The organism is Moorella naiadis (nom. illeg.) (assembly GCF_051020825.1).
In the GTDB taxonomy this organism is placed as follows: Bacteria; Bacillota; DSM-521; order Neomoorellales; family Neomoorellaceae; genus Neomoorella; species Neomoorella naiadis.
Map to the genome: position 1 here is coordinate 25,990 of NZ_JAXGFQ010000006.1, position 13,241 is coordinate 39,230.

Below are 13,241 nucleotides of genomic sequence, written 5' to 3' on the forward strand. Positions count from 1 at the left end.
GTGCCTGTTTGGTGTCCGGGGAATTTCGTTCCGGATTTGCCGGGCTGATCGGCCGGCCCAATGCCGGTAAGTCCACCCTCCTCAACCGGCTGGTAGGGCAGAAGGTAGCCATCATGTCCGCTAAGCCCCAAACGACCAGAAATAAGATCCTGGGGGTCCTGACTGGCGCGGCCTACCAGATTGTTTTTCTGGATACTCCGGGCCTCCATAAACCCCACCACCAGCTGGGGGAGTATATGGTCACCGTGGCCCGCAACACCCTGGATGAAGTTGATGTCGTCCTTTACGTTGTCGACGCGGCGGAGGAACCCGGTGCCGGCGAGAAGTATATCATCGCCCAGTTGCAGGCAGTGGCAGTACCGGTAATCCTTGTCCTTAATAAAATGGACCTGGTGGCCGGTCCTACCCTCGTCCAGCGGGAGGAGTTTTTCCGCGCCCGCCTGGACGTGGCGGCCGTACGGGCGGTATCGGCCCTGGACGGTACCAACCTGGACACCTTACCGGAACTTATCGTTAGTTACCTGCCTCCCGGGCCCCAGTACTACCCGCCGGAGATGGTCACCGATCAACCGGAGAAGTTCGTCATGGCCGAGCTCATCCGGGAGAAAGTACTCCAGACCACCAGGGAAGAGGTACCCCATGCTGTAGCCGTGGTGGTGGCAGAGATAGTCGCGCGGCCCAATGGTTACCTGTACGTCGACGCGGTAATCTATGTGGAGCGGGATTCCCAGAAGGGGATTATCATCGGCGCCGGCGGGCAGCGCCTCAAAGAGATCGGCGGCCAGGCCCGCCGGGAGATTGAGTCCCTCCTGGGCAGTAAAATTTTTCTAAATTTACGGGTGCGAGTCAAGAAAAACTGGCGCCGCCAGGAGTTGACCCTGCGCCAGCTGGGTTATGATCGGCGCCTCATCCAGTAGAACACCAGTATAGGGCTTTGCTTTTGGGACCAGTCTATCTAGTGCCCGGCAGGGAGAAACGCGGAAGGGATGACACCCATGGAAATAAGCGAAGCCTGGTGGCATTTATTTATCCTCACGGGAAGCATCGAAGCCTACCTCCTTTACCACGACAGCCTGCAGGGGGGCGGCTTCGCTCCCGTTGAGCTGGTTAATGTCAACGACCAGCCTGGTATCAATGACGAGTAAAACTTATTGCATGGTGGGCGTCCTTCGCCTGCCTGCTGCCCCGGGCCCGTCCGGGTTAAAAAGGCAAGAAGGTGAAGACCTATGCCGGGACTCTTTCAGGCCGAAGGCATTGTGTTGAAGGGTCGCGACTACCAGGAGACGGCCCGGTTGTTAACCATCCTTACTCGCAGCCACGGTAAGATCGAAGCCATCGTGAAGGGGGTGCGTAAACCCCACAGCAGCCTGCGTAGCGGTACCCAGCAGCTTTGCCGGTCCCGCTTTTTATTTTACGCCGGCAAGAACCTGGCCACTGTCACCCAATGCGAGGTCCAGGAGATCTTCGCCCCCCTGCGCCAGGATTTAAAACGTATGGCCCGGGCCTATTACCTGGTGGAGATCGCCGACAACGTCGTCATGCCCGGTCAGGTGAACCAGGCTATGTACCTGCTCCTGCAGCAGGGCCTGGAGAACCTGGGGGAACTGGAGCCGGATTTGGTCTGCCGGGCCTTTGAAGCCCGGACCCTGAAGATCCTGGGGTTGGAGCCGTGTCTGGATGCCTGCGCCGCCTGCCAGGGGACGTTAGCGGGCTGCGGCCGGGTAGCTATCGCTCCGGCCGCCGGCGGTGCCCTCTGCCCTAACTGTCAGGGTCACCAGGGCCGGGAATTCCTGTTATCCCGGGGGAGTCTCAAGACCTGGCAGCAGCTAAGCCGCCTGCACTGGCAGTATTTAAAAAGATTGCAGGTCAGCTCCCCCTTGATGCGGGAACTGGGGGAAGTTATGCCGGCTTTTTTGGAATACTATTTAGACAGGCGACTGCGATCCCGTGCCTTTATCAACGAATTAGGGGGTGATGCCATTGACAGACCTGGAAAAAATTGATCAGCTGCGCCAACGCCTGGGACTGAGCTACCGGGAAGCGAAGGAAACCCTGGATCGGACCGGGGGTGACCTGCTGGCAGCCCTGATCCAGTATGAAGAGGGCGTCCGGGAGGAAACCCAGAGTACCCTGGGAAACTGGAGTACCAAATTCATGGAGCGCCTGCGAGACATCCTGCACCAGGGTAACGTGACCCGCATTAAGGTCAAGAAGGACGGTAAAACCGTGGCCGAGATCCCGGCCACGGCCGGGGCCCTGGGGATCCTGGGGGTCCTGGCCAGCAGCGAGCTGGCCGTCCTGGCTGGCTTGAGTACCGTAGCGGCCCTTTTCAACCGCTATACCCTGGAGGTGGAGAGGCCCGACGGCCGGGTAGAGGAACATGCCCTGGTGCCCGAGGAGGAGCAAGTTGACAAATAGCGCCTCCTTTGCTAAATTATTATCATTGAGGCTGGCCAGGGGCCGGCCGGTATCTTGGTAACGGCGAGCGAGCTCCCGTCCCTGGCAGGGCGGGAGCCTCTTTTATGAGAAGGGAGAAGGAGTACTTGAACTTCCAGGAACTCATCATGACCCTGCAACAGTACTGGGCCGCCCGGGGTTGCGTTATCCAGCAGCCCTATGACCTGGAAAAAGGCGCCGGCACCATGAACCCGGCTACTTTTTTGCGCGCCCTGGGTCCGGAACCCTGGCGGGTAGCCTACGTCGAACCCTCCCGCCGGCCGACGGACGGCCGCTACGGCGAGAACCCCAACCGCCTCCAGCACTACTACCAGTACCAGGTAATCCTGAAACCATCCCCGGACAACGTCCAGGATCTCTACCTCCAGAGCCTGGAGGCCATCGGCATCAATCCCCGGGAACATGACATCCGCTTTGTCGAAGACAACTGGGAGTCCCCCACCCTGGGGGCCTGGGGCCTGGGCTGGGAGGTCTGGCTGGACGGCATGGAGATCACCCAGTTTACCTACTTCCAACAGTGTGGCGGCTTTGACTGCCGTCCCGTCAGCGCTGAGATCACCTACGGCCTGGAACGCCTGGCCATGTATATCCAGCAGGTCAACAGCGTTTACGATATCGAATGGATTGACGGCATCACCTACGGCGACGTCCACCACCAGACGGAGGTCGACTACTCCCACTATAACTTTACCGTGGCCGACACCTCGATGCTGGCCGGCCTCTTTAACGCCTACGAGGCCGAGGCCATGCGGGTGGTAGAAAAGGGGCTGGTCCAGCCGGCCTACGACTATGCCCTCAAGTGTTCCCATACCTTCAACCTCCTGGATGCCCGCGGGGCCATCAGCGTCACCGAGCGGACGGCCTACATCGGCCGGGTGCGCCACCTGGCCCGCCTCTGTGCCGCCGCCTACCTGGAGCAAAGGGAGAAATTGGGCTATCCCCTATTAAAGGATCAACCGGTGCCCAATGGCACCTCTCCAGGCCTCGGACCGGCTGCCAAAACTGGGCCGGCGGCTGTGGTGGCCGGCCGGGAGCGTAAAGACGCCCACGATGTGAAGGAGGGATAGCCATGGCCCGCGATCTGATTTTCGAGATTGGTACCGAAGAGATCCCGGCGCGCTTTATGAACCCGGCCCTGGAGCAAATGGCCGTCGCGGCCGGCCGGCTCCTGCAGGAGAACCGCCTGACCTGCCAGAAAGTGGCCGCCTACGGTACGCCCCGGCGCCTGGCCCTTTATCTAACCGCCCTGGCCGAAGAACAGGAGGAGCTGGTGCAGGAGATCAAGGGGCCACCGGTTAAAGTAGCCTTCACCGGCGACGGCCAGCCGACGAAGGCGGCCCTGGGTTTTGCCCGGAGTGCCGGGGTCGGCGTCGACCAGCTGGTTACCCGCTCGTACAACGGTGGCGAATACGTTTTTGCCGTTAAGCGGGAAGCGGGCCGGCCGGCCCTGGCCGTCCTGCCGGAACTCCTCCTGGCAGTGGTCCTCGCCTTAAATTTCCCTAAACCCATGCGCTGGGGTTCCCTGGAGATGCGCTTCGCCCGGCCCATCCGCTGGCTCCTGGCCCTCTTCGGCAGCCAGGTCATCCCCCTGGAACTGGCCGGCCTGACTGCCGGTAACCGGACCTACGGCCATCGCTTCCTGGCCCCCGGTCCCCACCGGGTGGCGACGGCCGGGGATTACTTCCGGGTTTTAGAAGATAATTACGTCCTGGTGGACCAGCACCGCCGCCGCCAGCTGATCTGGGAACAGGTTACCAGCCTGGCGGCCCGGGAAGGGGGCCGGGTGGAGAGGGATCCCGAGCTCCTGGAGGAGATTACCTACCTGCTGGAGTACCCCACTGCCCTGGCCGGCCACTTTAACCCCGAGTACTTAAAGCTACCGCGGGAGGTAGTGATCACGCCCATGCGCGATCACCAGCGCTACTTCCCCGTCTGGAACGACCAGGGTGAGCTTTTACCCCGGTTTATCACCGTCCACAACGGCACCGCCGACCACCTGGACAACATCAGCCGGGGCAACGAAAGGGTGCTGGCGGCCCGGCTGGCCGACGCCGCCTTCTTCTATCAGGAAGACCGGCAGGAACCCCTAACGTCCCGGGTGGCCAAATTGGAGGAAATCGTCTTCCAGGAGAGCCTGGGCACCATGCTGGCCAAGACCCGGCGCCTGCAACGCCTGGCGGTCACCCTGGCCCGTACCCTGGACCTGCCCGCCGAACTGGCTCCCCTGATTGAGCGTACGGCCGAACTCGCCAAGGCGGACCTGGTTACGGCCATGGTCTATGAGTTCCCTGAACTCCAGGGCATCATGGGTTCTTATTACGCCGCCCATGACGGTGAGAAGGCCGAGATCTGCCAGGGTATTCGCCAGCACTATTGGCCGCGTTTCGCCGGCGACCGGCTGCCGGACTCCCTGACGGGCATGGTCACCGGCCTGGCCGACCGCCTGGACACCCTGGTGGGCTGCTTTGGCGCCGGCCTGATCCCCACGGGTTCCCAGGACCCCTATGCCCTGCGGCGCCAGGCCACCGGGGTGGTGACCATGGCCGTGGAGCTGGATCTGAAATTCTCCCTCGCAGCGGCCATCGCCGCCGCTTATGAAGGCTATACTGCCGGTGGTATTCACCTGGACCAGCCCCTGGCAGCCGTCCAGGAGCAGCTTACTGCCTTTTGCCGGCAGCGGTTGGAGCACCTCCTGACAGAAAAGGGTTACCGCTTTGACGTGATCCAGGCCTGCCTGGCCGCCGGCAGTGACGACCTGGCCGACGCCTACCACCGTACCAGGGATTTAAGTGCCTTCCGGGAAGAGGAGGGTTTTGCCGCCCTGCAGACGGGCTTCACCCGGGCCTTTAACCTGGCCCGCCAGGCCGGGGAACAGTACCAGCTGCGCCTGGAGGCCCTGCAGGAAAAGGCGGAAAGGGATCTCAGCCACGCCCTGGCTGCAGCCCGGCAGCAGGCCGAACCCCGCCTCAGGACGGGGGACTATCTGGGGGCGTTAAAGGCCATGGCCGCCCTGCAGGAACCCATTGATACCTTCTTTGCTAACATCCTGGTCATGGACCCTGATCTGTCTGTACGCCAGAACCGCCTGGCCCTCCTCCAGGAGGTCGTCAACCTGGTTTTCCAGGTGGCTGATTTCTCCCGCCTGGTATCGTAAAAAAAATTTGGTATGCAGGGAGGAAAAAGGCGGCGTATGTGGTATACATTACAAAGTATACATGCAGGGCAGGGGCCCGGGAGGAATTCCTTATGATGCCTGGCTGGGATCAGCTGGCACAAGAAGATGGCGGACGCCGAAGGGTTTTAATCAGGAACTGGCGTAGCCAGTTCCAACCCCGGCGCCCACCCCTCACTTCGCACCTCCAACTTCCATTAATGGGGGAGGAATAGGGGGTGCAGCTTTCCCCGCGACAGGAGCAGATAGTAGCCATTGTTAAGCGTTCCGGGCCCATCACCAGCCAGCAGATTGCGGCAGAACTCAATCTTACCCGCGCTGCCCTGCGCCCTGACCTGACCATCTTGATCATGGCCGGTATCCTGGAGGCCCGCCCCCGGGTAGGGTACTTTTTAAGCAGCAAACCCACCCAGGCCCTGGTGGCCGAAGAGATCAAAAAAATAAGGGTAGGCGACATCAAGGGCCTGCCCCGGGTTATCCGGAGTGAGGCCTCGGTTTATGAGGCCATTGTCTCCATGTTTCTGGAGGACGTGGGTACCCTGATGGTGGTGGACGCGAATGGGCACCTGGAGGGGGTCGTTTCCCGTAAAGACCTCCTCAAAGCGGCCATCGGCGGCGGCGACCTGCAGAAAATGCCGGTTTCGGTTATCATGACCAGGAGGCCCAACATCATCTGCACTACGCCGGAGGAACCGGTCCTGGCCGCAGCTCGCAAGATCATCGAACATGAAGTGGACGCCCTGCCGGTTGTCCGCCCGGTGGCCGGGTCGCCACCGAAGCTGAAGGTCGTCGGCCGCCTGACCAAGACCACCATTACCAGACTCTTTGTCGAACTGGGGGAGGGCAACCACTGATTACCCGTATCACCGCAGGAACCCCTTATGGCAACATAACGCCACTTACATCATATTTTGGAGGGAGGGTTTACCCATCGGCGTAATCTATGTAATCTCAGACTCCCTGGGGGAGACGGCCGAATACGTCGCCCGGGCGGCGGCCAGCCAGTTCGACGGCGGCGGGCTGGATATTCGCCGGGTACCCTACGTTACCGACCCTGATCACCTGGAGGAGATTATCAACGAAGTCGCCCAGGAAAAAGGGATCATCGCCTTTACCCTGGTGCTGCCGGATTTGAAAGCGAAGCTCCTGGAATTGGCGGCAGCCCGGGACCTGGCGGCAGTAGACCTTTTGGGGCCCCTGATGGATGCCATCGCTCGGGTGACGGGGGGCAAGCCCCGGCTGGAGCCGGGCCTCATCCGCCGGACCGACGAAGATTACTTCCATAAGATGGAGGCCATCGATTTCGCCGTTAAATACGACAACGGTAAGGATATCCGGGGCCTGCATCACGCCGACCTGGTCCTTATCGGGGTGTCCCGAACCTCCAAAACGCCGGTGTGTATGTACCTGGCCCACAAGCGCCTGCGGGCGGCCAATCTGGCCCTGGTGCCGGAGGTGCCCCTGCCGGGGGAATTGCTTAACCTGCCGCCGGAAAAGATAATAGGGCTGACCATTGACGCCGGGCAACTCTACCAGATCCGCCAGGAGCGCCTGCGTACTCTGGGCCTGCCGGGACCGGCCGGTTACGCCACCCGGGAGCGCATCGAAGAGGAACTGGCCTACGCCCGCCAGGTTATGGAACGGCTGGAATGCCCGGTTATCGACGTTACCAACAAGGCTGTCGAAGAGACGGCCGGTAAAATACTCCAAATTTACTATCGGAGGGAAAAACATGGCAAGTAAAAAGTACGTCTACCTGTTCAGCGAGGGCCGGGCCGATATGCGCCTGCTCCTCGGCGGCAAAGGGGCCAATCTCGCCGAGATGACCAACATCGGCCTGCCGGTGCCCCAGGGCCTCACCATTACCTGCGAGGCCTGCAATGAATACAACCGCCTGGGCCAGAAATTCCCTGCCGGGCTGGAGGAGGAAGTCGCCGCCCGCCTGCAGGATCTGGAGCGGATTAACGGCAAGAAATTGGGTGACCCCGAGAACCCCCTTCTCGTCTCCGTACGTTCCGGCGCCCCGGTTTCCATGCCCGGCATGATGGACACCATCCTAAACCTGGGCCTGAACGACAACTCCGTTAAAGGCTTGATTGCCCAAACAGGCGACGAGCGTTTCGCCCTGGACTGCTATCGCCGTTTCATCCAGATGTTCGGCAACGTCGTCCTGGGTATCGAACATAACAACTTTGAAGCCGTCCTGGAGAAACATAAGGAGCGCCTGGGGGTAAAGTTTGACCACGAATTAACCCCGGGCGCCCTGCGGGAAGTCATTGCCGAGTATAAAGACGTTGTCAAGAATAAGAGCGGGCGGGATTTCCCCCAGGACCCCCAAGAGCAGATGTACATGGCCATCAGGGCCGTCTTCGGCTCCTGGAACAACCCCCGGGCCATTGTCTACCGCAAGATCAACAAGATCCCCGATGATCTGGGCACCGCCGTCAACGTCCAAACCATGGCCTTCGGCAACATGGGACCCACCAGCGGCACCGGCGTGGCCTTCACCCGCAACCCCTCCACCGGCGCGAAGGGCGTGTACGGCGAATACCTCCTCAACGCCCAGGGTGAAGACGTGGTGGCCGGCATCCGTACCCCCAAGCCCATCAGCAACCTGAAGGAAGAGATGCCGGAGGTCTACCGCCAGTTTGAAAATACCTGCCAGCTGCTGGAGAAACACTACCGCGATATGCAGGATATCGAGTTTACCATCGAAAAAGGCAAGCTCTTTATCCTCCAGACCCGTAACGGCAAACGCACGGCGGCTGCGGCCGTCAAGATCGCCGTGGATATGGTGAACGAAGGCCTCATTACCAAAGAAGAAGCCGTTCTGCGCGTTGACGCCGACCAGCTGGGCCAGCTCATGCACCGCCGTATCGACCCCGGCGCCAAGCTCGAGGTTGTGGCCAAGGGCCTGCCGGCTTCCCCGGGTGCCGCCTCCGGCCAGGTAGTCTTCGACGCCGACCAGGCCGAAAAGATGGGCCTGGACGGGCAGAAGGTCGTCCTGGTACGGACCGAGACCACTCCTGACGATATCCACGGTATTGTCCAGGCCCAGGGCGTCCTCACGGCCCGCGGCGGCATGACCAGCCACGCAGCGGTGGTGGCCCGGGGCATGGGTAAACCGGCCGTGACCGGCTGCGATGCCATTAAAATCGACGTCGAGGGCAAACGTTTCTTTATTGGCGACCTGGTGGTCCAAGAAGGCGACATCATCTCCATCGACGGTGCCACCGGCAACGTCATCCTGGGCGAGGTGCCCCTGATCGATCCCCAGCTCAGCGGCGAGTTCGAAACCATCCTGGCATGGGCCGATTCCTTCCGGCGTCTCAAAGTCCGCGCTAACGCCGATACGCCGGAAGACGCCAGGCGCTCCCGGGAATTCGGCGCCGAAGGTATCGGCCTCACCCGTACAGAGCACATGTTCATGCAGGTCGACCGCCTACCTGTGGTGCAAGAGATGATCCTGGCCAAAACTAAAGAAGAACGCGAAGCGGCCCTGGCTAAGCTCCTGCCCATGCAGCAGGGCGACTTTTACGGGATTTTAAAGGCCATGGCAGGCCTGCCGGTGACCATCCGGCTTCTCGACCCGCCCCTGCACGAGTTCCTGCCTAATATCGAAGAACTCCTGGTGGACGTTACCCGCCTTCAGGCCACCGGCGGTGATGCGAAAGAGCTGGAAGCCAAGCGAGCCCTCCTGCGCGAGGTCCGGGCCCGCCACGAGTTCAACCCCATGCTCGGCCACCGCGGCTGCCGCTTGGGGATTACCTATCCGGAGATTTACGCCATGCAGGTGCGGGCCATCTTTCAGGCCGTGGCCCAGCTGGTTAAAGAGGGTATTAAGGTCCTGCCGGAGGTGGAGATCCCCCTGGTCATCCACGTCAATGAGCTCCAGCGCCTCCATGCCATGGTCGACGAGGTAGCCGCGGCCGTGAAGCAGGAAACCGGCGTCGACTTCAACTACAAAGTCGGCACCATGATCGAGATGCCCCGGGCCTGCGCCACGGCCGACGCGATTGCTAAAGAGGCCGAGTTCTTCTCCTTCGGCACCAACGACCTGACCCAGACCACCTTCGGTTTCAGCCGCGACGACGCCGAGGGCAAATTCCTGCACCAGTACGTGGACGAGAAGATCCTAAAGGACGATCCCTTCATCGTCCTCGACCGCGACGGCGTCGGCAAATTCATGCAGATGGCCGTGGAACTGGGCCGCGGCAGCAACCCGCAGCTGGAAATCGGCATCTGCGGCGAGCACGGCGGCGAACCCAGCTCGGTGGAGTTTTGCCACCAGATCGGCCTCAATTACGTCAGCTGCTCGCCCTTCCGGGTGCCGGTGGCTAGACTCGCCGCCGCCCAGGCCGCTTTGAAGGAAAAGAAAGCCGCCGACGCGCGTAAAGGGGAATAAGCCCCTGGCCCCTAGATCTATGGGCTCCCTTTTGGGCCTGGCCCTCTATTATCAGGGCTGCAGGCAACCTGCCTATAAAGCTGCCACCGGTCCGGTCCTTATGACCGTGCCGGCGGCAGCTTTTTTGTTGGGGCTCCTTCCATAATAAAACCTATTGCACCAACGGGGCGTTATAAGGGGCCGCCTATGAAGTCTAACACCCGCGCCTCCAGCAGCCGGAGGGATATGGCCCGCCTAACCCGGAAAGGATATTCCTTTGTTGGCAGAACTCTATTTACAGAGGATAACTGTACTAGTTGGGCATATATCTTCTCTTCAACGCGGTCATAAATTTTTTTAAAAAAAATTAATCAACCAGCAGGAGATGTGCGATATTTGGCGAATATGTTATAGCACAAGAACAATAACTAACAAAAAGGAACGGTACGGAGGCTTTATGATCTCAGTACAACGGCGCAAGATCATTATCGATAAAATAAGCTCAGGAACACCTTTAAGCGTCACCGACCTCAGCCGGGAACTGGGCGTATCGCCCATGACCATCCGCCGGGATCTCAGCAGCCTGGAAAAGGAGGGCCTCCTCGCCCGCACCCATGGGGGCGCTGTACCTGTAAGTGGGGGCAGTGAAGAAGAACCGTCATTTAACGAAAAAAAGGATAAATTTCCGGCGGAGAAACTGGCCATCGCCCGCAAAGCAGCTGAATTGGTACAAGACGGCGATACCATCCTCCTCAATGCCGGTACTACCGTTACTGCCTTGGCCCAACTCCTTAAAGACCGCCAGCATTTGACGGTCGTCACCAATACCGTCAACATCGCCATGGAACTGGCCCAGAGCGAGGGCATCAACCTGGTCCTCACCGGCGGCAACATGCGTACCCGTTCCTACGCCATGGTCGGTTCCCTCACCGAAAAGGTATTAAGGGAGGTTCATGTTCAGAAGGCTTTTCTGGGCGTCAACGGTATCAGCATCGAACACGGCCTGACGACACCAAATATGACCGAAGCCCATACCAACAGCCTGATGGTCCAGGCTGCCGACGCAATAATCGTCCTGGCCGACCACTCCAAAATCGGCCGGGTGGCTTTATCGCGTTTCGCCTCCATCGGAGACGTAACCACCCTCATTACCGACAGCGCCGCCCCACCGGAATTTATAGAAGAATTAGCGCGCCGGGGAGTAGATGTAATTGTTGTCTGATTGGAGGTAAGCCATGACGCAATACGTTGCTGGGATCGACCTGGGTGGTACCAATATCTCGGCTATCTTCATGGACGCCGAAGGGCAGACCCATGGCTGGGTAACCTGGCCCACGGAAGCAGCCCGGGGGCCGGCAGAAGTTATCAATCGTATTATTTCTTTAACTAAATTCTTAATGGATAAAAATAGCATAACAGCCCAACAGCTCCGCGGCATTGGCCTGGGCGTCCCGGGCCTGGTCAACAGCCGCGAGGGCAGGTCGGTATTTTCGCCCAACCTGCCGGGCTGGCGGGACATCCCCGTAGCCGGGCTGGTAGCCGCGGGAACCGGTGTCCCGGTCTTAATCGATAATGACGTGCGTATGGCCGCCTGGGGGGAAAAACTCCTGGGCGCCGGGAGGGATAGGGAAGACGTAATCTGTTTGACCCTGGGGACGGGCATTGGGGCGGGTATCTTTATCCAGGATAAATTGTACACGGGCCGCGATGAAAGCGCCGGCGAAATAGGTCACGTAACGGTGGAAAAAGACGGCCCCCGCTGCAGCTGCGGTAACTATGGCTGCCTGGAAATGTACGCCTCCGGCCGGGGCATCGCCCGCCGTATGCGGGCGGCCATCGCGGCGGGGGCTGCGAGCCTGGTCCTGGACCTGGCCCATGGCGATGCCGGCAGCATTACCGCTGCCATGGTCTGCCAGGCCGCCGCCCGGGGCGATCAGGCGGCCGAGCAGGTTATCAAAGAAACAGCCGTGTACCTGGGTATCGCCCTGGCCGGCCTGGCCAATATCCTCAACCCCCAGCGCATCGTCCTGGGAGGCGGGGTCATGGGTGCCGGGGAACTCCTACTGGCACCGGTACGGCGGGTAGTCCGGGAGCGGGCCATGCCCCTGAACCGGGAAGTGGAAATCGTAGCAGCGGAACTGGGTGACCTTGCTGGGGCCACCGGCGCCGCGGCCATCGCCAGGAAAGAATTCATGCTGGGAGAGGAAAGAGCAACATGGACCTGGTAAACCCGCGGGCAATGCTGGAACAAGCCCGGCAGGGCGGCTATGCCGTCGGTGCCTTTAACATCCATAACCTGGAGACCCTGCAGGCGGTGGTGGCCGCTGCGGTAGCAGCCGGCGCGCCGGTGATCCTCCAGGCCACCCCGGGGACGGTTAAATATGCAGGAGCCGATTACCTGGTGGCCATGGCCCGGGTGGCCGCCCGGCAGGCGGCCGTACCCGTAGTCCTGCACCTGGATCACGCTATTGATATAGACCTTATCGGCACCTGCCTGGAGGCGGGTTTCACCTCCGTCATGTTCGACGGTTCAACCCTGCCCCTGGAGGAAAATATCACCCGCACCCGCCAGGTGGTCGCCATGGCGCGGGAAAAAGGAGCAGCCGTAGAAGCCGAGCTGGGCCGCCTGGGCGGCCGGGAGGATGAACTGGCCGTCGATGCAGAAGCAGTATATTACACTGATCCGGATGAAGCGGCAACTTTTGCCGCCGCGACCGGTATTGACTCCCTGGCTGTTGCCATCGGCACCGCCCACGGCGTCTACCGGGGCGAGCCGCGCCTGGATTTTGAACGGCTGCAGGAAATAGCCGCCAGGGTAAACCTCCCCCTGGTCCTCCACGGTGCTTCCGGGCTGCCCGATACCGCCGTAGCCCGCTGCATCGCGCTGGGCATCAGCAAGATAAACATCGCTACCGACTTAAAACTGGTGCTGGCCGCGCGTTTACGGGAAACCCTGGCCGCCAATCCGGAAGAAACCGACCCGCGCCGTTATTTTACCCCGGCCCGGGAAGCCGTCAAAGAAACAGCCCTGGCGAAAATGCGCCTCTGCGGCGCCGCCGGTCGGGTACAGACCTGATATCAGGAAACGACGCAGCCCGGTTTCAACAGATAGAGCCACTCGTGCCGACGAATTGCTACCAGTAAACGGGAGATACGATAGTAGGGCAGGCTTTAATCTGAAACTGGCGTAGCCAGTTTTTACAGGCATCTCACATCTAACCTCTCACA

General features: G+C 60.6%; 12 protein-coding genes. All 12 read left to right on the forward strand.

The window, feature by feature from the left end; all coding sequences use genetic code 11:
- Positions 1-11: 11 nt before the first annotated feature.
- Positions 12-917: a GTPase Era gene (gene era, locus SDD30_RS05335; protein ID WP_434073898.1), complete on the forward strand. Its 906-nt coding sequence runs from the start codon at positions 12-14 to the stop codon at positions 915-917.
- A 69-nt stretch (positions 918-986) separates the two neighbouring features.
- Entirely contained in the window at positions 987-1,145 is a 159-nt protein-coding gene (locus SDD30_RS05340) for a hypothetical protein (RefSeq protein ID WP_434073899.1), read from the forward strand.
- A gap of 81 nt (positions 1,146-1,226) precedes the next feature.
- The gene (recO, locus tag SDD30_RS05345; protein ID WP_434073900.1) at positions 1,227-2,003 is read left to right on the forward strand and encodes a DNA repair protein RecO; all 777 of its coding nucleotides are present in this window, start codon (positions 1,227-1,229) and stop codon (positions 2,001-2,003) included.
- A complete protein-coding gene (locus tag SDD30_RS05350) occupies positions 1,975-2,418 on the forward strand; it encodes a DUF4342 domain-containing protein (RefSeq protein ID WP_434073901.1) in 444 nt (147 codons plus the stop codon). Before recO ends, SDD30_RS05350 begins: the two co-directional genes overlap by 29 nt.
- A gap of 125 nt (positions 2,419-2,543) precedes the next feature.
- Positions 2,544-3,524: a glycine--tRNA ligase subunit alpha gene (gene glyQ, locus SDD30_RS05355; RefSeq protein ID WP_434074024.1), complete on the forward strand. Its 981-nt coding sequence runs from the start codon at positions 2,544-2,546 to the stop codon at positions 3,522-3,524.
- Positions 3,525-3,526: 2 nt separating this feature from the next.
- Complete coding sequence (gene glyS / locus SDD30_RS05360) at positions 3,527-5,611, forward strand: glycine--tRNA ligase subunit beta (RefSeq protein WP_434073902.1); 2,085 nt, start codon at positions 3,527-3,529, stop codon at positions 5,609-5,611.
- Positions 5,612-5,847: 236 nt separating this feature from the next.
- Positions 5,848-6,483: a transcriptional regulator CcpN gene (ccpN, locus tag SDD30_RS05365; RefSeq protein WP_434073903.1), complete on the forward strand. Its 636-nt coding sequence runs from the start codon at positions 5,848-5,850 to the stop codon at positions 6,481-6,483.
- 49 nt (positions 6,484-6,532) lie between these two features.
- Positions 6,533-7,372: a pyruvate, water dikinase regulatory protein gene (locus SDD30_RS05370; protein ID WP_434074025.1), complete on the forward strand. Its 840-nt coding sequence runs from the start codon at positions 6,533-6,535 to the stop codon at positions 7,370-7,372.
- Positions 7,362-10,034, forward strand: a complete 2,673-nt coding sequence (ppdK, locus tag SDD30_RS05375; protein WP_434073904.1) for a pyruvate, phosphate dikinase — start codon at positions 7,362-7,364, stop codon at positions 10,032-10,034. The genes SDD30_RS05370 and ppdK overlap by 11 nt, the downstream gene beginning before the upstream one ends.
- A gap of 436 nt (positions 10,035-10,470) precedes the next feature.
- Positions 10,471-11,235: a DeoR/GlpR family DNA-binding transcription regulator gene (locus SDD30_RS05380; protein WP_434073905.1), complete on the forward strand. Its 765-nt coding sequence runs from the start codon at positions 10,471-10,473 to the stop codon at positions 11,233-11,235.
- A gap of 13 nt (positions 11,236-11,248) precedes the next feature.
- Positions 11,249-12,241 carry an ROK family protein gene (locus SDD30_RS05385; protein ID WP_434073906.1) on the forward strand — a complete coding sequence of 331 codons (993 nt, stop codon included), beginning with the start codon at positions 11,249-11,251 and terminating at the stop codon, positions 12,239-12,241.
- Positions 12,229-13,089 (forward strand): class II fructose-bisphosphate aldolase, encoded by an 861-nt coding sequence (locus SDD30_RS05390; protein WP_434073907.1) that lies wholly within the window; start codon positions 12,229-12,231, stop codon positions 13,087-13,089. Before SDD30_RS05385 ends, SDD30_RS05390 begins: the two co-directional genes overlap by 13 nt.
- Positions 13,090-13,241: the final 152 nt, after the last annotated feature.